The organism is Nostoc sp. T09, from assembly GCF_002154695.1.
In the GTDB taxonomy this organism is placed as follows: domain Bacteria; phylum Cyanobacteriota; class Cyanobacteriia; order Cyanobacteriales; family Nostocaceae; genus Aulosira.
Window position 1 is genome coordinate 75,476 of record NZ_MTAV01000089.1, and the last position, 21,714, is coordinate 97,189.

At 42.5% G+C, this 21,714-nt stretch carries 22 protein-coding genes and 1 tRNA gene; 12 read left to right on the forward strand and 11 right to left on the reverse strand.

From position 1 onward, the window contains the following. Window positions 1-83 precede the first annotated feature (83 nt). The 3 genes from BV372_RS18845 (at window position 84) to gmk (ending at window position 3,781) form a co-directional block, all read left to right on the forward strand. A complete protein-coding gene (locus tag BV372_RS18845; protein WP_179198147.1) occupies window positions 84-2,432 on the forward strand; it encodes a DUF3488 and DUF4129 domain-containing transglutaminase family protein in 2,349 nt (782 codons plus the stop codon). 313 nt (window positions 2,433-2,745) lie between these two features. Further along, window positions 2,746-3,012, forward strand: a complete 267-nt coding sequence (remA, locus tag BV372_RS18850) for an extracellular matrix/biofilm regulator RemA (protein ID WP_086688026.1) — start codon at window positions 2,746-2,748, stop codon at window positions 3,010-3,012. 169 nt (window positions 3,013-3,181) lie between these two features. Beyond that, window positions 3,182-3,781 (forward strand): guanylate kinase, encoded by a 600-nt coding sequence (gene gmk, locus BV372_RS18855; protein WP_086688027.1) that lies wholly within the window; start codon window positions 3,182-3,184, stop codon window positions 3,779-3,781. A gap of 264 nt (window positions 3,782-4,045) precedes the next feature. Here gmk and BV372_RS18860 read toward each other — a convergent pair whose 3' ends face one another. From BV372_RS18860 to BV372_RS18870, 3 genes are all read right to left on the reverse strand, one after another. Continuing rightward, window positions 4,046-4,564: a photosystem I reaction center protein subunit XI gene (locus BV372_RS18860; protein ID WP_086688028.1), complete on the reverse strand. Its 519-nt coding sequence runs from the start codon at window positions 4,562-4,564 to the stop codon at window positions 4,046-4,048. Window positions 4,565-4,831: 267 nt separating this feature from the next. Then, window positions 4,832-4,981 carry a photosystem I reaction center subunit IX gene (psaJ, locus tag BV372_RS18865; RefSeq protein WP_086688029.1) on the reverse strand — a complete coding sequence of 50 codons (150 nt, stop codon included), beginning with the start codon at window positions 4,979-4,981 and terminating at the stop codon, window positions 4,832-4,834. Window positions 4,982-5,020: 39 nt separating this feature from the next. Beyond that, entirely contained in the window at window positions 5,021-5,515 is a 495-nt protein-coding gene (locus BV372_RS18870; protein ID WP_086688030.1) for a Photosystem I reaction center subunit III, read from the reverse strand. 292 nt (window positions 5,516-5,807) lie between these two features. Between BV372_RS18870 and tsaD the strand changes: the two genes are divergently transcribed. Then, on the forward strand, window positions 5,808-6,854 hold the full coding sequence (gene tsaD, locus BV372_RS18875; RefSeq protein WP_086688031.1) for a tRNA (adenosine(37)-N6)-threonylcarbamoyltransferase complex transferase subunit TsaD: 1,047 nt from the start codon (window positions 5,808-5,810) through the stop codon (window positions 6,852-6,854). Between the two features lie 24 nt (window positions 6,855-6,878). On the opposite strand, the gene BV372_RS18880 is transcribed toward tsaD, so the two are convergent. Together BV372_RS18880 and BV372_RS18885 are read right to left on the reverse strand one after the other, a co-directional pair. Then, window positions 6,879-7,811: an alpha/beta fold hydrolase gene (locus BV372_RS18880; RefSeq protein WP_086688032.1), complete on the reverse strand. Its 933-nt coding sequence runs from the start codon at window positions 7,809-7,811 to the stop codon at window positions 6,879-6,881. A 114-nt stretch (window positions 7,812-7,925) separates the two neighbouring features. Next, a complete protein-coding gene (locus BV372_RS18885) occupies window positions 7,926-8,645 on the reverse strand; it encodes a hypothetical protein (RefSeq protein ID WP_086688033.1) in 720 nt (239 codons plus the stop codon). A gap of 650 nt (window positions 8,646-9,295) precedes the next feature. Between BV372_RS18885 and BV372_RS18895 the strand changes: the two genes are divergently transcribed. From BV372_RS18895 to BV372_RS18920, 6 genes are all read left to right on the forward strand, one after another. Beyond that, a complete protein-coding gene (locus tag BV372_RS18895; protein WP_086688035.1) occupies window positions 9,296-9,820 on the forward strand; it encodes a GNAT family N-acetyltransferase in 525 nt (174 codons plus the stop codon). A 316-nt stretch (window positions 9,821-10,136) separates the two neighbouring features. Continuing rightward, window positions 10,137-10,210, forward strand: a tRNA-Pro gene (locus BV372_RS18900). Between the two features lie 658 nt (window positions 10,211-10,868). Beyond that, window positions 10,869-11,699: a Tic22 family protein gene (locus BV372_RS18905; protein WP_086688036.1), complete on the forward strand. Its 831-nt coding sequence runs from the start codon at window positions 10,869-10,871 to the stop codon at window positions 11,697-11,699. Window positions 11,700-11,708: 9 nt separating this feature from the next. Then, window positions 11,709-12,632, forward strand: coding sequence for a peptide chain release factor N(5)-glutamine methyltransferase (gene prmC, locus BV372_RS18910; RefSeq protein ID WP_086688037.1), 924 nt, complete (start codon window positions 11,709-11,711; stop codon window positions 12,630-12,632). 98 nt (window positions 12,633-12,730) lie between these two features. Beyond that, window positions 12,731-13,321 (forward strand): L-threonylcarbamoyladenylate synthase, encoded by a 591-nt coding sequence (locus BV372_RS18915; RefSeq protein WP_086688038.1) that lies wholly within the window; start codon window positions 12,731-12,733, stop codon window positions 13,319-13,321. Between the two features lie 261 nt (window positions 13,322-13,582). After that, window positions 13,583-14,536 carry a sensor histidine kinase KdpD gene (locus BV372_RS18920; RefSeq protein ID WP_086688039.1) on the forward strand — a complete coding sequence of 318 codons (954 nt, stop codon included), beginning with the start codon at window positions 13,583-13,585 and terminating at the stop codon, window positions 14,534-14,536. Here the strand turns inward: BV372_RS18920 and BV372_RS18925 are convergent. From BV372_RS18925 to BV372_RS18945, 5 genes are all read right to left on the reverse strand, one after another. Beyond that, window positions 14,478-14,948, reverse strand: a complete 471-nt coding sequence (locus BV372_RS18925; RefSeq protein ID WP_086688040.1) for a GNAT family N-acetyltransferase — start codon at window positions 14,946-14,948, stop codon at window positions 14,478-14,480. The genes BV372_RS18920 and BV372_RS18925 overlap by 59 nt on opposite strands. 264 nt (window positions 14,949-15,212) lie before the next feature. Beyond that, window positions 15,213-15,647 carry a hypothetical protein gene (locus BV372_RS18930; RefSeq protein ID WP_086688041.1) on the reverse strand — a complete coding sequence of 145 codons (435 nt, stop codon included), beginning with the start codon at window positions 15,645-15,647 and terminating at the stop codon, window positions 15,213-15,215. A gap of 166 nt (window positions 15,648-15,813) precedes the next feature. Further along, complete coding sequence (gene secF / locus BV372_RS18935) at window positions 15,814-16,791, reverse strand: protein translocase subunit SecF (protein ID WP_086688042.1); 978 nt, start codon at window positions 16,789-16,791, stop codon at window positions 15,814-15,816. Next, complete coding sequence (gene secD, locus BV372_RS18940) at window positions 16,788-18,200, reverse strand: protein translocase subunit SecD (RefSeq protein WP_086688043.1); 1,413 nt, start codon at window positions 18,198-18,200, stop codon at window positions 16,788-16,790. The genes secF and secD overlap by 4 nt, the downstream gene beginning before the upstream one ends. A gap of 177 nt (window positions 18,201-18,377) precedes the next feature. Then, window positions 18,378-19,361 carry an alpha-ketoacid dehydrogenase subunit beta gene (locus BV372_RS18945; protein WP_086688044.1) on the reverse strand — a complete coding sequence of 328 codons (984 nt, stop codon included), beginning with the start codon at window positions 19,359-19,361 and terminating at the stop codon, window positions 18,378-18,380. Window positions 19,362-19,602: 241 nt separating this feature from the next. Here BV372_RS18945 and BV372_RS18950 point away from each other — a divergent pair, with 241 nt between their 5' ends. Further along, window positions 19,603-20,151: a Uma2 family endonuclease gene (locus BV372_RS18950; protein ID WP_086688045.1), complete on the forward strand. Its 549-nt coding sequence runs from the start codon at window positions 19,603-19,605 to the stop codon at window positions 20,149-20,151. 190 nt (window positions 20,152-20,341) lie between these two features. Here the strand turns inward: BV372_RS18950 and BV372_RS18955 are convergent, their stop codons facing one another. After that, window positions 20,342-20,764, reverse strand: a complete 423-nt coding sequence (locus tag BV372_RS18955) for a hypothetical protein (protein WP_086688046.1) — start codon at window positions 20,762-20,764, stop codon at window positions 20,342-20,344. A 255-nt stretch (window positions 20,765-21,019) separates the two neighbouring features. On the opposite strand from BV372_RS18955, the gene BV372_RS18960 reads away from it, so the two are divergent. Beyond that, window positions 21,020-21,226, forward strand: a complete 207-nt coding sequence (locus BV372_RS18960; protein ID WP_086688047.1) for a hypothetical protein — start codon at window positions 21,020-21,022, stop codon at window positions 21,224-21,226. Window positions 21,227-21,714 lie beyond the last annotated feature (488 nt).

A 21,714-nucleotide genomic window follows, 5' to 3' on the forward strand; every position in this document is an offset into this window, starting at 1 on the left:
TAGCAGCTGGAGGTCAGGTAGTTGGTTTCCATCCCCAGCATTATGTCCTTAGCGTCTATATCATCGCTTTGCTCGTACTTTAAATGTTTAACTTATCCAGGATCAATCAGTTTTGGCGTCTACCTGTAGGGCATTACTACTGGCGGCAAAACAAGCAAGGGTCGCCTTTAATGGAAGTGGAAGATTCAATTTCCTTACGGGTGCTGGTGCTAGCGTTGGTAATTACGGGAATTGTGGCGACGGATATTGCCGCCGAGACTAAATTTAGTCTTTGGGCTATTCCTGTAAGTGTTATGGGTGCAATTTGGAGTAACCGCAGTCGCCGCAATACCAATATTACAGTCAAATTTTGCATCGCCATAGGAATGTTAATAGCACTGGGTGCTTTCTTTGGGCGGTTGTTAGGGGAATTAAATGATACCCGGCTGGGTTTGGCAGAGTTATTGATTCAACTTCAGGTACTCCACAGCTTTGATATGCCCCGTCGTAAAGACTTGGGCTATTCAATTGTCATTGGGTTAATTTTACTAGGTGTGGCGGCAACGCTGAGCCAAACTTTAGCATTTGCGCCTGTGCTGCTGTTATTTTTAGCGATCGCTTTGCCTACTTTAGCCCTAGATTACCGCTCAAGACTCGGCTTGGAGAAGTTAAACTTTAAACCGCACAAGGTAAAAGAGAAAAAATGGTCTTCTCTTTTACCTTTTTATTGTTTACTGTTCACGTTAATTGTAGGATTGGGACTGGCGATTTTTGCCGTTTTGCCAAGGTTTCCTGGCTATCAATTACGTACCTTTCCTGTAAGTTCTGCGATTGCGGTCAAAGGCAATTTTACTGGGCGTAGTATCATTAATCCGGGTTATGTCCGCCAAGGTAATACCAAAAACCAAGGCAGTGGTAGCAATGGTGATGGACAAAGTAAAAACGGTAAACCAGGAAACATAGACAATAATTTTTATTACGGTTTTAATAGCCAAATTAACCAAAATCTGCGGGGAGCAATGAAACCCAAGGTGGTGATGCGAGTGCGATCGCAAGCTGAGGGTTTTTGGCGAGTACTAGCATTCGATCGCTATACAGGTAAGGGATGGGACGTATCTCGCAATGACGATGTTATGACTTTAAAGCGATCGCCTTGGTCATACCAAATTTTTCTCGCCCCGCCTGCGATTAGTGGCAAAACTCAGCAGGTGGTACAAACTTACACAGTAGTGGCAGATTTACCAAACCTAATTCCCGCGCTGGCTTATCCTAAGGAAGTTTACTTTCCTACACCAGTGATCGCTGTCGATCAGGAAAATGGCTTGCGATCGCCTGTGGAATTATCTGAGGGTCTCACCTATACAGTAATTTCTGAAGTACCATACCGCGATCGGACCGCGTTAGGACAAGCTTCTACTAAATATCTCAAGCAGATTCAAAAACATTATTTGCAAATTCCGCCAGAGATTGCGCAAAAGGTTAGGCAACGCACCGAAGAAATCCTTGCTAACTACAATCGAGAACGGGTAGGGAAGTCATCTAAAACCCTAGATTCACCTTATGAAAAAGCCCTCTACCTAGCCCAATACCTGAAGCAAAACTACTCTATTCCCGAAAATCCCTTTGATCTGCCTTATTTAGGTGAAAAAGAAGACCTAGTAGAAGCTTTTTTATTCAAGTATAAAGGAGGCTACCCAGACCACTTCTCTACAGTACTGACAGTGATGCTGCGTTCCATAGGCATCCCAGCGCGGTTAGTAGCAGGATTCAGTCCGGGAGAGTTCAATCCTTTCACAGGGCTGTATGTTGTGCGTAACACTGACGCCTATGCCATGACGGAAGTTTATTTCCCCAAATATGGCTGGTTCGCTTTTGACCCAATTCCTAATCATCCCCTCATACCCCCTTCCATTGAAGATATTCAGACTTTTAGTGTTCTGCGCCAGTTTTGGCAATGGATAGCTGGATGGGTACCCTCTCCGATCCGGGGTTGGCTCGATTATGTGTTTAGCACAATATTTACCTGGATTACCAGAGCGATCGCTTGGTTTTTTGCTTTATTCTCTCAAGGTTGGCTAGGTGTGTTGACTGGTTTAATCTTGACAACTACAACGGCTTTCTTCTGTTGGTTGGGTTGGGAGCAATGGCGTGAGTGGCTGAACCGTCGGTGGTTAAGAAAATTATCACCAATGGAAAGCCTTTATCGACAAATGCTGCAATGGACAGCCCAAAAAGGTTTAGGCAAGCATCCAGCACAAACACCTTTAGAGTATGCCAGAGTTGCCTATCAACACCATTCACCAGGAAATGCCCAGGTAATAGATGAAATTTGCCAAGCCTATGTAAGCTGGCGTTATGGTGGTTACACTCCTAACTTGCAGCAACTACGACAAAGATGGCAAGAACTGAAAACGACTACCACAGCGCGAAATTCAAAATTCAAATTTTACTAATTCAAAAAGCTCATGAATTAAGCTCTTGGGTTATTTTAAAGGCTTTGGTGTAAGAGAATTAGAATTTAACTCTTACACTTTTTTGTTTTTACTCATAGTTAATAGTGTCTACGTATAGCTTGTATTAGGGTAAATCTGCATGTGTCTTAAGGAAGATTTCCAGTAAAATTAGTTAAGAACGCGCCAAAAAAAGCAATTATTGTTTAAACACTAAAGCTGGCGTTCATTTAAGCGTTCTAACTCCTATTTTTAGGGATAACATGGAAATAATTAAGTACTGACTACTCTTACCACGTTTGGTATCAGTTTTTTTATGGAAATTCAGTTAATCAATATAGGTTTTGGCAACATCGTATCTGCCAACCGAGTAGTTGCCATTGTCAGTCCAGAGTCTGCACCGATTAAGCGGATCATTACCGATGCACGGGACAGAGGTCAGCTGATTGACGCAACTTATGGTCGTCGTACTAGGGCTGTGATTATCACCGATTCCAGCCATGTAATTCTGTCGGCGATTCAGCCGGAAACTGTAGCAAATCGCTTTGTAATCTCCCGCGAGCATCAAGTTGTAGATAATTAAGTAGGGATGGGCTAATGTCCCTACCCTATTTGCACCATATCAGCAGTACCATGTGAATTAGACAACTTTTATGTCACCCGTGTTGCAAATTCCTTAGTCAAGAGTTACACAGCTAACAAATACTAGACTAATGAATCTATGTCTATCGATTAATTCACAGGTTTAGCGGATGATGCAAGTTCTACCCATCCAAAGTGGTGCTACTACTAGAGAATGCCCGCCTTCCGGCCGGCTAATTGTTTTAACGGGTCCCAGTGGAGTTGGCAAAGGCACTTTACTGCGTGCATTGTTGCAACGTCATCCGGAACTGTATTACTCCGTATCTATGACCACACGTTCTCCTCGTCCAGGAGAAATTAACGGCAACAATTACTACTTTGTTAGTCGTAGCAAGTTTGAACAATTGGTTGCTCAAGCCGAATTCTTAGAGTGGGCAGAATTTGCTGGTAATTATTACGGTACACCCCGTGAAGCTGTGCTTAACCAAGTTGGGTCTGGAAAATTGGTTGTACTAGAAATTGAACTAGAAGGGGCAAGACAAATTCGCACTTCTTTCCCTAGTGCCCATAGTATTTTTATCTTGCCACCTTCCTTTGATGAATTAGAGAAACGGATACGCGGGCGCGCACAAGATTCTGAAGAAGCGATCGCCCGTCGTCTGCGCCGCGCCCAAGAAGAGGTTAAAGCAGCAGATGAATTTGACGTTCAAATCGTTAACGACGATTTTGAAACTGCTTTACAAGCCCTGGAAGCAGATTTATTTGGGTAATTCCGGGCCTGTTGTACCAAGCTTAATTATTTTTAAGAGCAAACAAATAAGGACACATACAAAGAACTCAGCTTTTTATGTGTCCATTTTTTCTTGATTAGCGAGCCATAAATCAGTATTGGGCAGATTGGCTACTGTTTACTAATTACCGAAACTTAAGTACTACTATGCTCAATGTTGGTAAACAACGGCTCGTTTTTACTCACCATTAATCACCAAGTGAAGCTTTGTAGAACTTAAAGATTAATGGCGGTGAAGATATATTTAACCAACTAAACCTTGAATTAGTGCCAAATTGATAGTCAAAAAGTAAGCAACTACTGCGCCACCAATACCACCGATTAAGAAAGCACTGGCAAAGTTATTCCAGCCTTCATTGCTAGTAAAAGCATCTGGAGGATTGGGTGCAGTAACGCTAGCAAGTGCTTTGGGAGGATTGCTGTGAGCATACAAGGATAAGCCGGCAGTCAGAATTACAACCAAGCCGATAGCTGCCAGTAATCCAGCTAAGTTAGCATTAGGTGTATCCCGCAGGGGGCCCAATTTAGCAAAAGGACCGAATATCCAGTAACCATGAGCCATACCAATTTCTAGCCCGCGTCTAAAAGGAGTTATACCAGGGCGATAGGCAGGTAAGTTATTAATGAACCACTTCACTAAGGGAGAAGAATTAATTGGCGTTTCAAAGTTGCCTATCTGAGGATCGCGCTTTGCGGGAAAAACAACCTCCCGATTCCTAGGATCGCTGGGAAGATTTTTGGATGCATCTACTGCTTGCGCCATATTTTATGTTCGCCTCTAAATTAGAATTGTGGCATTTTCTATTAATAATAATTGTAGCTAAAGGTGCTTTTTGTCAGCGAAGTTTAGAAAAATTAATTTAGCTAATTAGAAAAAATGAAACTCGTACTCTATAGAGAGTACGAGTCTAAAATAATTATTCGTACTGCCTATTTTAGCTATATTTTCACCTAGTTAGGTTGAACAATATAACTACATAAAATTAGACAGAAGACAACATATTCAGCTTGTAAAAATACTGCCTTCTATTTATGGCAGTGGGTGGAAAAGTAGGTCGGGGAAAAAGCGGTTAAATTCGATCAAAATCCCTGCTGTGATTGTCAACCAAAGGGTTGCTGCTACAGGTGCTGTGGAAATAAACTTAATCAAATACGATGATTGGTCGCCTTTATCTGCCATGAATTTAGCCTCCAAAACAAGTTAATCGGTTCTGATGAATTAGCGTGGCGAAACTGGGATTTCTGTATCCTTGGCTGTTAATTCACCAGAGAGTAATTCTTTGATCGCAGCCACAGGCCAAGTAAAGCCTGTTGCCATAATTGGTAACGCCAAACCCAGATCAATTTGGATTTCTTTTTGTTCGGTGTTAGGGGCCTTTTTGACTGCTTGTAGATAGGAACGGCCTACCCAACCGATCCAACCAGCAATGTAAAGAAAGAGAATGCTGGGAATTATGAAGTCACCTGCACGATCGAGACGACCATCAACAATCAAATGGGGGTAACCTTCAGGCCCGCAAAGTTCCTGAGAATAACGCTCAAATCGCTTTTGACCAGAATTGGGATCAGCGGTAGTATTTCGAGCATTTCTTGCTAGCTCTTGAAAAGCGGGAGTGTCTGCGCATGGTGTCAAATTAGCCCCCAGCGCTTTTGCGGGCGGGGCAAAATTGAACCAAAGACAAATCGCTAAAATCAAAGCAAACAATCGTCGCATGGAGTTGTTTCCTTTTATTACAAAACAAAAAGTTTTTTGTACAAAACGAAGCGGCTTGTACAGTGTTTATTTGCATAACTAGCAAGTCATCATACTCTTGCCTGGGAACCGAGTAAAGTTTAAGTAAATAAAAGTTAAAGCTTCTCAACCTAGTTTGTATCGAGTTCTGAGTTCTCAGTTCCAAATGTTCACCAAAATTTCGTAATATTTGAGAAAATTTACGGCTGAGAACTTAGCATCAAAACCCAACACTCAGGGCTTATGGCCCATTATTCATTACTCTCCTGTAGCAATGGCAACCGTTTTAGCAATCGAAACTAGCTGTGATGAAACTGCCGTGGCAATTGTTAACAATCGTCAAGTGTGCAGCAGTATCATCGCTTCACAAATTCCCATCCATCGTCAATATGGCGGGGTAGTGCCAGAGGTAGCATCTCGCCAGCACTTAGAAACAATCAATTGGGCAATCGCTCAAGCTTTCGAGCAGAGCCAGATGACCTGGGAGCAAATTGACGCTATTGCAGCAACTTGTGCCCCTGGGCTTGTAGGAGCGCTGTTGGTAGGGTTAACTGCTGCCAAAACTTTAGCAATGATCCAAAAAAAACCATTTTTGGGAGTGCATCATCTCGAAGGGCACATTTATGCAACTTACTTGAGCGAGCCAAGTTTAGATCCCCCTTTTCTTAGCTTACTAGTTTCAGGCGGACATACAAGCTTGATTTACGTCAAGGATTGTGGTATTTACGAAACCTTAGGTGAAACCCGTGATGATGCGGCGGGAGAAGCTTTTGATAAAATAGCGCGACTGTTAAAGCTAGGTTATCCAGGCGGGCCGATCATTGATCAATTGGCACAAGCAGGCAATCCCCAAGCCTTTGCTTTGCCAGAAGGGAAAGTTTCCCTACCTGGTGGAGGATATCATCGCTATGACGGCAGTTTTAGCGGGTTAAAGACAGCAGTGCTGCGGTTAGTGCAACAGCTAGAGAAAAATAACAGCGAAATCCCGATAGCAAATGTGGCAGCCAGCTTTCAAGAAACAGTGGCCCGATCGCTCACTAAAAGAGCGATCGCCTGTGCTCTTGATTATGGACTAAGTACAATTGCTGTAGGTGGAGGTGTCGCAGCTAATAGCGGACTCAGAAAACATTTACAAGCATCTGCCGCCAAGAATAACCTGCGCGTCCTCTTCCCTCCCTTAAAATTTTGCACCGATAATGCTGCCATGATTGCCTGTGCCGCCGCTGACCATCTGTCACGAGGGCATACATCTCCTCTAAGCCTAGGCGTCGAATCTAGGCTATCGCTGGCTCAGGTGATGAAACTGTATCAATCGGATTAGTAGTTAATGGCTCTTGACCTTTGATTATTGACTACTAACTATTGACTCTTGAATCTTGACAATTGAGCGGATATGGCTGGCAACTGCATCTGGCTGCTCTAACATTGCTAAGTGTCCACAATCAGGAATTTCAATTACATTGTCACCACTGTATTGGAACAGTCGGTGAAAGCTAGCTAAATGACGCACATACTTAGGTTCCATCACCTTGTCGTGGGTACCTGTCAAAAAATAAACTGGCTGCTTTAGTTGAGATACCAGTTGGGGTAAACGGTTGATTTCTTCTTCAGTTGTGGAGTCTAAGAGTGTTCCCAAGGCAGCTTCTGGATCAGCCACGACAAAATCGATCACTCGTTGACGCGCCCAATAACGCTCTAAGGGACGCGCCACACTAGTTCTGGTAAACAGTAAATCAATTAAAGGTATTTGTGATAACCAGCGAGGGCGGACTTGTAAAAATCGCTGACCAGCCGAACGGAACTGCTCAAAGGCTTCTTTGAGATAAATGCCACCGCCTGCATTGATACAGATAACTCCTTGAACACAATCAGGCATCTGATCTGCTGCCCAAAGTGCGATCGTGCCACCCAAAGAGTGGCCAATCAGCCAAGCACTGGTGATATGTAGCTGTTGCAACAGGAGTACTAAATCTTGAGCATAGGCAGATGGGGTATAGATAGAATCGAAGGGTGAGTCAACTCTACTACTGAAATTGCGAGCCAGACTCGGAGAAACTTCTGCTCGACTCAAGCCGATATCTGGCTGGCACTGGGACTCACCAAAACCCCGTAAATCATAAGATAGGCACTGCAAATCTACTGATAGACGAGAAATCACAGGCTGCCAGTATCCACGGCTATTTAGCCAACCGTGAATAAAAACTAAAGTATGGGGGCAAGATGTGGGAGCTGTTAGCTCGTATGCGTGTGGAACGCCCAAGATTTCAATGGTTGCCATACTTAATATCGTACCTTTAAGGGCGGGTGCGACTAAATATGGAATTTAGAAAAAATATAGTGCCTTTCAAGGCGGCTTGCCAGAAAGAAAAAATTTGATAATTCATAGTTCAAGTCATTTACCTAATAACCTCTGTCGCACACCTTCAGCAATTTTATGACCCAAATATTCAGGAATGAGACTTTCATTTGGCCCCAACAAGTAGAGGATCAGCCGTGTACGTCCCCGCCAAACTAGCAAGTTGGCATTGACTACGAGCAGGTCTTCTTGCCAGATAGCGTACATTACTTTGTAGAATAATCCCGGTTGATTATCGGCTTCAATAACTAAAGCCGGAAGATGAAAGACTGGATCGACATAAAACTCTGTCTGTACTTGCTCTAAGCCAGTATCAAGATTGAATTCTACAGCCAGCATTTCTTCTACCTCAAACCGCCCTCCTAGAGCCTCGCGAATTGCCCGACAGACATTGTCTGCGGTTTTATCGGTCAAGGCTTTACTACCACGAGATACCAGTAGTTTGATAAAAACTAACATTGGCGGTCGGATCTGACCGTATAGGCTTAGACCGTGAATAGTCAACCCATAAGCAGCCAGCACACCAAAAATATCGCTGAGGAGAAAAGACTGGTTACGGTAAGCAAAATGCAAGGCGCTTTTGCTACCTTCCGGTTTCAACTCAATGACGGCGCGTCTAGTTTTATAAAGACGGTAGGCTAGTCGTAAATTTTGCAGTTGAATCTCACTGCTAACAAACTGTTCATAAAACTGGGGAAACGCTCTATTAAAGCGCTTTAGGAGTTCCAGAGTCGAAGATTTTAAACCAGAAGCCATCTTGGGGGGTAAGACTCGCGAGATTTGTCACCAGGGGACTGGGGACTAGGACTGGGGACATAGGAGATTGGGAAACTTTACAAAGAAATTCGCTAGCTTGAAAGCATCAGGCCTTGTGTGTCTCACTAAAAGTTTCTACACAATCCTTTGTTTTTCATATCTAAAGATAGAGGCGGGCGACAAATTATTTCCCAAACTCCAGCATACTGTTGGTCAATTAACAAAGGGTATTACCCCTCTTAACATTCGCAGTCAGAAGTTTCAAAGATGCCATTTTTGATCATGAGCAATCTCGGCTTTTAACTACTGAAATGCTTGACTTTGTGCTGGCTTACCATGTGGAGGAGTTTCATTCTAGATTAATTTGCCCAAAAATCCTCCAGTCGCTAATCCCTAATCCTTGTCTTTATATAAAATTCACTCTCTTATTTTTCCCTTTTGGTGAATTTCTCCTAGCTTTACAACAAAATGCTAAAGTTGAAAATGATTGGTGTGAAACACCCCTTAGCAGCCTGTATCCATTGATAACCCCAAAATCACCAAAAAATCTTGAGTGTGAGGGGCAGTAGATGGAACTAGCTTTGTTACAAGTGAATCACCACTTTTAATAGTGAAAGCCAATTCAGTTATACTACCCGAACCACGTTGGCATGGGTTTTTGGAAAACTTGGTTTAGTACTTCTGAATCTACAGCGACAACCAAAACGGCTCCCTTAGAAGAGATGAGCGCAGAAGTTACGGGCAATGGCCCTAACAGCGATCGCATTGTCTTCAGCACAGAACGAGATATAGATTTGTATGAACTCGAAGAACTCTGTGATGCTGTTGGTTGGTCACGTCGCCCCCTAAGAAAAGTAAAAAAAGCTATTGAGCATAGTTTTCTCGTTGCCTCAATGTGGCAAGTCCGAGGAAACCAAAGGCGGCTTATTGGTTTTGCGCGCGCTACTTCAGATCACGCTTTTAATGCCACTATCTGGGATGTCGTCGTTCACCCTGACTTTCAAGGTAAAGGTCTGGGTAAAGCACTGATGAAATACGTGCTGAAAAAACTTAGGAGTGAAGAGATTAGCAATGTGACTCTCTTCGCTGACCCTCATGTTGTTGATTTTTACCGGACTATGGGTTTTATGGCTGATCCAGAAGGCATAAAAGGGATGTTCTGGTATCCTCATTAAATACTCTAAACAAATAAAACAGCTTGCCACCCAAAATTTAGTTATAATAGCGAAAGTCTACTAAAAGTTAGGCTCACAGGTTTGACCAATAGGCCAGCAACTAACTGTATTGTTGAGCAAAGTCGGCGAATCAAAGCATAACTACTCTTGTTTTTGCAGAAGCAAAAAAAACTGAGTAAATATCAGATAACTCTGATATAATCAGATTAGTGCTTTGTAAAACTAAACAAAGTACCGTTGCTTGCTGTGTGGCTGCCAAACTCCAAAGCCCTAGTCGTAAGAGTAAAGCGCACCACTAGAAAGTAGATAGATTAACCGGGATGTAGCGCAGCTTGGTAGCGCGCCTGCTTTGGGAGCAGGATGCCGCAGGTTCAAATCCTGTCATCCCGATTTCAGTGTTTAAATCAAAAACCGTAGATCCATTAGTGGAACTGCGGTTTTTTAAATGTCCAATAAAAAAAAACAATAGTTGATTAGAGTTTTTCTTTGGTAAATAGCTGTGCTTCTAAATTAGATATTTTTTCGGAGTAATCTATTTTGCCTATCCTGCTCTTAAGCTATTGTGCAAGCTATCATAGACAAATTTGCTGTCGTACGAACTAATTTACAAATTGAATTTTAGATACATTTATCTAAATTTGAGCAGATATTAAATTAAAGGCAATTGGAACGATTCACTATATAATGGCGTCATTTATAGCTAAGGAAAGCCAATCAAATGACATTTAGCGCTGAAATAATTTGAGCAGTTTGTCGCTACTGGATAGCGCCATATAAGAAGCATCTACTGCATTTTGCTCTGCAGTGCAAAATAGCCAGATTAACATTGATAAAAAGACCACTTAAGCACTATCAATGGCTGAAAGTGATACTATAGCAATCCTAAATACCCTGTAAATATCACTTCTTGAGGTTGTCTATTCACATTCAATAGTCACCATGAATTTTTCACATTTTTAATGGATTGCTATATAACTAAAACAAGTTGGTTCTGTGCAAACCCAACTATTTGTCTGACTTAATAGAATTGTTGACACGAGGAGTAGTCATGAAATCATTAGTTCGCTGGGGCGCAACATTAGGTTTAGTTGGAAGTACAATGCTTGGAACAGTCTTTACTGGAAATATTCCAGTGCTGGCATTGTCAGAACAGCAAATAAAAGATAAATTAGACTCAGTGCCTGTATATTTAGTTACAAATGAAAAAGGGCTGCCACTTAGTCGCCCCCTGCCTGAAAATCAAAATGGGCAAAAAGCAGGTAGCTCAGTGACAGGAGTTTATCTAAGTCGGCAAGAAGCTCAAAAATTTATCACGGATCTGCGGAGTACGCAAGGAAAAGACCCAAAAATTCAAGAAATTGTCAAAAATCTCCAAGTAACAGCAGTACCTCTGGGAGTAATTTATCAGCAATTACAACAAAGTAAAAATCAGCCTAACCGTCTTTTATTTGCCTTTAAACCAGTAGATCAGGAAATACAAGGCGCGATGGACTTACTGCGCCAAAGCGGTCAAAAGGTAGATCAGTTTAAGAGTGTGCCAGTATTTGCAGTTAGATTTGCACCAGATAAAGGATATGTACCAATTAAACTGACCTCTGACAATCAGCAACTGATTCCTTTGTTTTTAAGTAAGCAAGACGCCCAAGGTTTATTAAACCAAGTGAAGCCTAAATATCCCAAAGCTGATATTCAGGTAATAGATGTAGATGGAGTCATTAAAACTTTGCAGGATAAAAATGATACTTGGCTGAATCAAGTTGTCTTAGTGCCATCGCCAGAGTCTAGAGAATATATTAAGACCCTGCCTAGAGATAATAATGCGCCTAAGGCTCCTGCGGCTCCCAATCGGAATAATACACAACCTAAAAAGCCTAGGTAATGTTGAGGTATGGCGGATACACAGCCAAAAGTAATTTCTGGTTTACAACTTTGGCAGTGGCGTCATAGGGCAATTCAAGCTGCGATCGCCACAGATGTTCCAGTAGCGGAAGTTGATTGGCTGCTACAAGAGGTAGCTGGTTTAGATCGCTTGGCACTGCGTTTAGAATCTTACAAAAATTGGTCTCAAATTCAACTGGAGTTGCCTTTAGAAGATTTAGAGCAGTTGTGGCAAAGGCGGTTACACGATCGCTTGCCAGTGCAATACATCGCGGGAGTTTCACCTTGGCGACAGTTTAAAATCGCCGTTTCGAGCGCAGTTTTGATTCCTAGACCAGAAACAGAATGCTTGATTGATTTAGCTGTAACAGCCGCCAATCATAGTGAAGCAATCCCAGCTTTACAGCAAGGACAATGGGTGGACTTGGGTACTGGTAGTGGAGCGATCGCTCTAGGGCTAGCAAATGTCTTTCCAGAGTCCACCATTCACGCCGTAGATTACAGTTCAGAAGCTTTGGCGATCGCAGCGGCAAATGCCCAAAACTTGGGATTTGCTAACCGGATTCGATTTTATCAAGGTTCCTGGTGGGAGCCACTCACATTCCTTAAAGGTCAGTTTAGTGGTATGGTTTCCAATCCGCCTTATATCCCCACCAGCATCCTACCTACACTACAACCAGAAGTAACTTTTCATGAACCACATTTAGCTTTAGATGGTGGAGCTGATGGTTTGGATTGCATTCGTCATTTGGTTGAAATCTCCCCCAGTTATTTACGGCCTGGTGGCGTATGGTTGATTGAGATGATGGCAGGACAGGCAGATAGGGTAAAAGAAATTCTGCAAAATCAAGGTAGCTATAGTAATATTCAAATTCACTCTGATTTAGCTGGAATTGAACGCTTTGCCCTGGCTTATGTTAATGCTGAGTGCTGAGTTAGATGGTAGATGAAATTTGGTAAACGCCAAAAGTTATATTACCCTCAAATGCAAACCGTTATATGTATTAATTGTTAACTCTGCACTCGTTTAACATGACACAAGTTTCCTTGTCCACCCTGGTAGCTGGCGCACGCGCTGGTTTATTAGTGAGCTTTCCCACAGATACCGTTCCTGCACTCGCAGCTTTACCAACACAAGCAGCTTTAATATTTGCTGCTAAACAACGCAGTCAAGATAAACCTTTAATTTTGATGGCAGCTAGCGGGTCAGATTTGTGGCCTTATGTCCAAGGTAGCGATCGCGAATACAAAATTTGGCAGGAATTAACAGATAAATACTGGCCAGGTGGGCTGACGTTGGTTTTGCCAGCGTCAGCCTTAGTACCAAAAGTGATGAACCCAACTGACCCAACAACAATTGGTATTAGAGTTCCTGCAAGTGCGATCGCCCAAACTATTTTGACCCAAACAGGTCCTTTGGCAACCACTAGCGCTAATCTTTCTGGTCAAGCGCCCTTGCAAACGATGGCAGAAATTGAGCAGCAATTTCCTGAAGTTTTAACTTTAATAACAACAGAATCTCAAAGTGAAGTATCAGCAATGGGTGTACCTTCTACAGTAACTAAATGGACAGGAATGGATTGGCAAATTTTGCGACAAGGTGCTATTAAGTTAAATTTTTAGCGATAAATTTATAAGTATTTATAAAAATACAGTTTGCTTAAAAGTAGCCTTAACCTGCGTAGAGTTAAGGCTACTTCTATTTAGATAGTAAACTGCTAGGCACAAGGTATAGTATCTTTAATTACGCTAAGTTTCCTGATGTAAAAATTGAAAAATCTGCTATTGCACCTCGAAACTAGAAATGAATAGGTAATCTGAACATCAGGAACTTAATTTTGAATCTTTGTGGTCAAAGAATAAAGCTGATAATTGTCAAATATTATGAATTGGAATAATTGGGTGTATTTAGGAGCAGGGCTGTTATTAGGAATGAGTTTCCACTGGTTATTTGCACGCTCTGCCAACGCCACACTTAGCTCATCTCTAACAACAACAGAGCCAAAAGATTCATCCCCAGCTTTGCAACGGTTGCAGGAAACGCAGTTAGCATACCAAATGGCCAAGGAGATGAGCCAGTTTAAAGCAGGTTTTCTGGCGCGAACTACTCATGAATTGCGATCGCCTCTCAATGGCCTAATTGGTTTACATCAATTAATTTTGTCGGATTTGTGTGAAAATCCCGAGGAAGAGCGAGAATTTATTGCCCAAGCTCACGAACGAGCGTTGAAGTTGCTCAAACTCATCGATGAAATTCTCAACGTTGCCAGAGTAGAGCATGGTACTAACAAATTAGATATTCAACCTCTATCACTAGCTGAACTTTTGCAGGAAGTTTATAATTTAACTTATATGCTGGCGGCGAATCGCAACTTTTCTCTACAAGTGTCGCCTCCAGACTCAGAAATTTATGTTTTGGCAGATCCGCGGTGGCTACGCCAAGTATTGCTAAATTTAGTAGATACCGCCATTACCCAGATGGAAGAAGGCACAATTTCTATTTCTACTAGCGCTTCACCTACGAAACAATCTACGTATATTTGGCTGGATGTGCCAGTTCATGCTCTACCTTGGAGCGAATCTATCGATTTTATCAAATCCATAGATTTCATCCAGGCTGAAGACAAAGCTCTTTTAAGTGAAAAAAAGAATCCGAATCTTTCACCTGGAATGAAGCTCTTACTGAATCAGACTCTCATGGAAGTGATGGGAGGAAAGCTAGAAGTTATACCTCCCACAACTCAGGTAGGAAATGATCAATTTACTAGGCTGCAACTGTCTATCCCCCTAGTGATTCCTGAAGCTGAATTTCTTCAGACGGGAGCGAATCAAGCTTAGGTTGGTTGTGTAACACCATAGTGGTACTTGTATTGGATTGAAAACCCATTTTTTCATAGAATCCCTGCTGGTGAGTGGTCATAAGATAAACACGCTCAACCCACCTGATGCGAGGATGACTCAAAACAGTTTCGACTAATTTGCTTCCTAATCCCGTACCACGATACTCTGGATGAATAACAACATCCCAAATTGTGGCGCGATAAATACAATCGGAAGTTGCTCTAGCAAAGCCAACGAGTTGGTTTCCATCCCATACAGAAATTACCGGATCGCTGTTGGTAATAGCTACATTTAAATCCTCAATACTACGTCCTTTTGCCCAGAAAGCAGAAATATCAAACAGCTGTCGCAGTTGATAAAGATCAATTTCAGACTTGCGATCGCTAAATTGAATTTGAGGATAGTTCATGTACAACACCCGATTTTCGCAGTATCTTTACTACCGTTAATCCCAATTTTGATAAATTTGCTACAAATAAATTTTGCCTCTGCATATCTCCGTGTCATTGCGTCATCATCTGTAGCCAACTTCAAAAAAGTTATTATAAATCAGATTTTGCCAGATAGCGCTCATCGTGTACATATACAGCAGTTTGCAGTTGAGTGGAGTCCAAATTTTAATGTTGGGCGAACTTCTCTGTTCCCGATTACCTAGACTCTTGATTTCTGATGTTTAATTTTTGATTTGCCGCAGAGGCTGACAAACCCACTTCCACAGAGGATGAGTTGGTCCCTGTTGGCGTATCCGAAAAACTTGCTTTTCTAAGCGTTGCTTTTCCTGTAGTGGTAGCCCTAAGAGGATATTTCGACTTTGCCAAATTAGAACAGCAGTTGTCATGCCGATACAAAAAGCTAAACCAAAGGTAGACAGTGGATGGTAAAAGAGTCCGTATCGCACCGCCACCCAGGTAAAGTATTGTTGCCACAGAGCAATTTCAGATTGTAGGTTCCACAAGCAAACAGGTGCAATGGTGAGCCACAAGCAACCGACAAATAACCACCGACCGTAGACTGTCAGCTGATGTAGCCTTTCCACCTGTTGAGCAAAAGCTGGGTCAGAATTATGAAAATTATCACCATTAAGTGACGGTTGTTCTGATTGATCCATAGAACGTAAAACGGCAAAATATGGGTTATACCAATTTGGAATTTGAGATTTTTAATTGGGAATATTGATGTTTAGGATGTTTCACCAATTTGGAATCATCCAATTTATCGCAATTTGGTATCAGCAATTCAAAATGCTTTCACCCAGTTAGGAAATATACACCAGCTTAAGTCTCTTGAGAACTGGCAGAGGTATCAGTTGTTTGGGCAGTTGCTACCGTGAGAGATTGACCTGTACGTTCTCGCCACCAAGCTAAGAGAGTACTGGCGATGAAAATACTAGAATAAGCTCCCATTGTGAAGCCAATAATCAAGGCTAAGGAAAAATTCCTCAGAGTTTCTCCGCCAAACAGAAAGATAGCCAATAATGTCAGCAATACGGTTAAGGTCGTATTGATTGACCGAGTTAAAGTTTGGTTAACTGCATCATCGACAATCTCAGAAATTGGTCTTCCAGGATGAGTTTTGAGAGTTTCGCGAATGCGATCGTAAATCACGACTGTATCATTCACTGAGAAACCTGTAATTGTCAGCAAGGCGACAATAAATAAGCTATCTGCCTCAATACCCAGTACCAAACCCAAAATTGAGAAAGCCCCTACTGTGATTAAAATATCGTGGAATAGGGCAACGATCGCAAAAATGGCATAGTCCAGCTGGAAGCGGAAGGCCATGTAAACAGTGATTCCCACGAAGGAGACAATCAAAGCCAACACACCAGATCTAAATAACTCTCGTCCCAGAGTTGGGCCAACGGAGTCAATTTGGTTTTTTTGCGGATCAAACTCACCAATTTTTTCACTTAAGGTGTTGCGTAATTTGGTGCGCTGATCGGCATCAAGGTCTTTTGTGCGAATTAAGATCCCGTTATCACCAACAATTTGGATACTGCTATCACCTAAACCTTGTTCTTTAGCGACATCCCGAACAGCACCGATATCAATGGGTTTGTCGCAGTTACCTGGTTTAGTACAGTCGCGTTCAAATTGTAACCGCGTACCACCGACGAAATCCAAACTAGGACGTAGGGGCGCTTTGATGTTGGGGTTTTGCCAAGAAATCACCATTGAGATGATACCGCTGAGAATGATGATGGAAGAAATAGCCCACCATAGCGATCGCGATTTGTTAATACTCAGTTTCATTGAGCCACCTCTGCCTTATTTTTAACTGGCAGGTTAGGACAGTAAAGTTCTGTCTTCCGCAAGGAGGAAATAGAAATTGCCACAAATAACAATGTGCGACTACAAGTAATTGCCGTAAACATACTTACTGCCACCCCTAAAGCTAGAGTTAGAGCAAAGCCTTTCACTAACCCAGAACCTAGCCAAAACAGAGCAGCACAAGCAATCCATGTGGTCACGTTGCTGTCTAAAATACTGGAAAATGCTCGATAAAATCCAGATTCCACAGAACGATATAGTGATTTACCTGCTCTTAATTCTTCCCGCGTGCGCTCAAAAATTAGCACGTTGGCATCAACTGCCATACCGATACTGAGGATGAAACCGGCAATTCCAGGCAAAGTCAAAGTTACTCCCAGCAAAGCAAAGCAAGCCCAAGTCAACAAAGAGTAAATTACTAATGCCACATCCGCAATTAGTCCTGGTAGTCGATAGTACACTACCATAAATATTAATACTAAAGTCAAACCACCAATGCCAGCGTAGATACTGCTTTGAATGCTGTCTTTACCTAAGGTGGCTCCTACTGTCCGTCTTTCAGCAATTTCTACTGGTACGGGTAATGCGCCACCACGTAGCTGCACGCCCAAGTCATTAGCTTGTTGGGCAGTAAACCTACCTGTAATCACAGCAGCCCCACCAGTAATACCTGCGGCGGCAAATTCGGGGCCGACGCTGGGAGAACTGATCAGTTCATTATCTAGAAAAATTCCAATCCCACGCCCCGTACCTGCGAGGTTTTTAGTCAGTTCGGCAAACAGTTGACCACCTTGTGGATTGAAGCGAATAGCAACATTCCAGTTGTTACCTTGGGTGGGTTCGCCATAAGCATTCTCAAGATACTTACCGATTAAGGGTGGGTTGGTACTTTCAAACAATTCTGCGATCGCTTGATTATTTTTCTGCAACTCTTCTTGATTTTTGGCGATTGCAGCACTGTCGTTGCTAGTTCTCAATTCCTGTTGCTTGGCTTTTAGTTCGGCGCGAGATGCTTGAAAAGCAAACAGTTGAGTTTCTGTACCAGGTTTTTGCTTGCGAAATTCTAACTGTGCTGTACCTCCTAGTACCCGTTCTGCTTGTTCTGGATCGTTAACCCCAGGAAGCTGCACTAGGATTTTGTCTGAACCCACAGTTTGAATCACTGGCTCGGAAACGCCAAGTCCGTTAATCCGTCCCTCAACTACTTTCTTCACACCTTCCAATTCTTTTTCGGTGATTTGCTTAATTTCTGCTGTGGGTTTCACCTGAATTGTTAGCTGTGAGCCTCCCCGCAAATCTAGTCCCAAAGGTATGGGAATTGTAAGAATCACCGCAATGGCGGCGATAATTAACACTACAATTAAAGCTAATAGCGATCGCTGTCTCTGCATACCATAACTCGCAACTGACAAAGGCTATAATAGCGCTCTTTTAAATAGTTATGAGTTATTAGTTATTAACGAAAATTGTTACTAGCGATGGGGAATGGGTCATAGGGCATTGGGCATATTTGATTAAGTTTTTTATCCAATTCCCAGTTCCTAGTAACCCATCCCCGATCTCTTGATTTAGACTCGCATAGCCACCATTTTTTCTACAGCTTCCACTATTTGTTCTGGTTGGACAATTGTCAGTCGCTCCAGATTACCGTTGTAAGGCGTGGGAATATCTTGGGATGACAGGCGCAATACAGGCGCATCCAATTCATCAAACAAGCGGTCATTAATGGAAGCGATGACTTCTGCGCCAATACCTGCTGTACGCATGGCCTCTTCCACCACAATTACACGATGGGTTTTGCGGATCGAGGCACCTATGGTATCAAAGTCTAATGGCTTCAGTGATATTAAATCAATAACTTCCGGGTCGTAACCTTGTTTTTCTAAAGTTTTCACGGCTTGCAATACGTGATGGCGCATCCGTGAGTAAGTAATAATTGTCACATCCTTACCAGGACGGACAACTTCTGCTTTATCTAAAGGAAGTAAGTATTCTTCTTCTGGCAGATCTTCTTTTAAGTTGTAAAGCAGAACGTGTTCAAAGAACAGTACGGGATTATCATCGCGAATTGCTGATTTCAGCAGCCCTTTAGCATTGTAAGGTGTCGAGCAGGCAACAATTTTTAACCCAGGAACGGCTTGAAAGTAAGTTTCTAATCGTTGGGAATGTTCTGCGCCTAATTGTCTACCTACACCCCCAGGGCCTCGAATCACCATTGGAATTTTAAAATTACCGCCGGAAGTATAGCGTAACATCCCAGCGTTATTGGAGATTTGGTTAAAGGCAAGTAGCAAAAAACCCATGTTCATACCTTCGATGATGGGTCTTAACCCAGTCATCGCTGCTCCTACTGCCATGCCTGTAAAGCTATTTTCGGCGATCGGGGTGTCGAGAACTCTCAGGTCACCATACTTTTTGTAAAGGTCTTTGGTAACTTTGTAGGAACCGCCGTAGTGTCCTACGTCTTCACCAAGAACGAATACACTCGAATCACGTGCCATTTCTTCATCAATGGCTTCACGGAGGGCGTTGAAGAAAAGAGTTTCTGCCATTTAAACCTTTAGTACGACTATCGTTTTAGAATCTTATCGCGCCGCCGTGGCAAATACCGTGAGCGATCGCACTAGTTAGATATTGGTTTTTTCACAAGTGACTACTTGAGGCGAAGAGTTACAAAGGGTTAAAGGTAAACATATTCTGCCTTTTCCTTGTCAGTTCTCCATTTCAATATTAGATCTAATACAGGATTAGCGCTTTATAATTAAAAAAGTCCGGTATTGCCCCAGGAAACCAATGGTCAGAACATCAACAAAGTGGACGGTTGAGGAATACCACCGCATGATTGAGACTGGGCTATTGGCAGGACGACAGGTAGAACTTATAGATGGCAATATTATCGATATGGCTCCAGAACTGCCGATTCATCGTGCAACTTATCGGCGGGGAGTTAAGTATTTAGAATCAATGCTGGGCGATCAAGGGGTGATATTTTCCTCAGCCCCAATCCTTTTATCTAGTAACGGCGAACCACAACCAGATATTTGTATTGCTGTCCCTCCTGAGTCCAGTTATGACGAACGCCACCCGGAACCCGTGGATATTTACTGGCTAATCGAGGTGTCTAATTCAACTCTTAGCTACGATTTAGAAGAAAAGGCATCTCTATATGCTCGCAATGGCATAAAAGAATATTGGGTGATAGATATTCCTAATTCTTTGTTATGGGTTCATCGTCAACCTGTTCAAGGTCAGTATCAGTCTGTGTGGCAATTGCAATCGGGTTTGATCGCATCTTTAGCATTTCCCGATATAGATCTCGAAGTTGACAAATTTCTACGCTAAGTTAAGGTTTAGACTGTTTTTGCAGCGCGATCGCCTTTCGCCGGAGCAACTGTCAGTATTGGTTTGTAGGCGGGCGATGTCTGTCTTGAAAAGTGACGCTCCTGCGTCGCTAACAGATCGGCGGAAGCCGCCGCTCCGACTTTTTGCTACGACGGGCTACGCCTACCTACATACCTATGAGTCCAATCCCCTAATTCACTGCTGTCTTTGGACTTTTGCCATTAGTCGTCGCCTGCTCTACATTTGGTGCAATCGCCGTTGTCTTTGATGCAGTATTCTTTGCAGATCGCTTATTACTCTGGCGTGGCTTTCCCCCCGCCTGCACATACTGCAAACTGTTTTTGCCATAGCGCGTCCTCACACTCATCAACATCCTTTCCGAATAGATGCTCAAATCCTGCTCTAGTAATTCAATCTGCCCCATTGCTTCATCTAATGTAGAAAGCATCTTGTTGTAGCTCGATAGCTGCGTTTGCAAGGTTTGAATCCGCCTCTCATACTCCATTAAACTCAAGCCATCACCAAATTCCAGCGTTTCACTGATCGATCGCATCCCCGCAATCCGTCGCGTTGCTTTATCCAATTCCGTAGAACCGCGTTTCAATCGTGCCATATATGTATCTCCTGCCAAAAAATTTGTACAAATTAATACAAGCTCGTGTTTCCACTTTAGCCATCTGCCATACCCATTGCCCTGAGCAAAAACCGCATAAACTAAAGTATGGTCTACAGTGAAATCTAATATTTATACAGCATTTTTACTTAAAAATTTCATGCATGAAGGTATAAAATACACATTTATTACTTTTAGGTTCTTGAATATTATCTGGAAGTACCTAAATATTATCTGGAAGTACTCAAATATGATTTGCAAGTACCCAAATATGATTTGCAAGTACCCAAATATCATCTGGGAGAACTCAAATATGATTTGCAAGTACCCAAATATCATCTGGGAGAATTCAAATATGATTTGCAAGTACCCAAATATCATCTCGGAGAACTCAAATATGATTTGCAAGTACTCAAATATGATTTGCAAGTACTCAAAAAAACTGCACCTGTGAGCGTGTAAAGAAATCATAGATGCAGAAAGGCGATCGCGCTTGAGAAAAATCTCAAGTGCGATCGCTCTTTAATTAAAATAATACCAATTTGAAAAATGATTGCGACAGATGGAAATCTGAAACGCTTATCCAATAGGTGTTTCACAATCCAAAATCCAAAATGGTATAACCTTCAGCACTAGACGATAAAAAATAACTCAATTGTAGGGAACATCCACAAACTTTCGGTAATACTAGTATTTTATCGGTGCCATTAGTGTCAACTTAAGCCCAAAGCTATATCGGGCAGGCGTTTTACAATAACCTCACGTCTTCAGCCCCTAACCCCTTCTCTCACAGGATACATCTGGCGAATCAGGGGTATAACCTTCTCGCTTACCCAATAAATCGCCGTCGCCCTAGAAGGGTAGGTGGGCTTTGTAGTACAGCCCTTGTCATTAGACTTCTTGCAAAAGTCGGGAAAAGGGGAAGGGGAAAGGGGGAAAGGTTTGATATT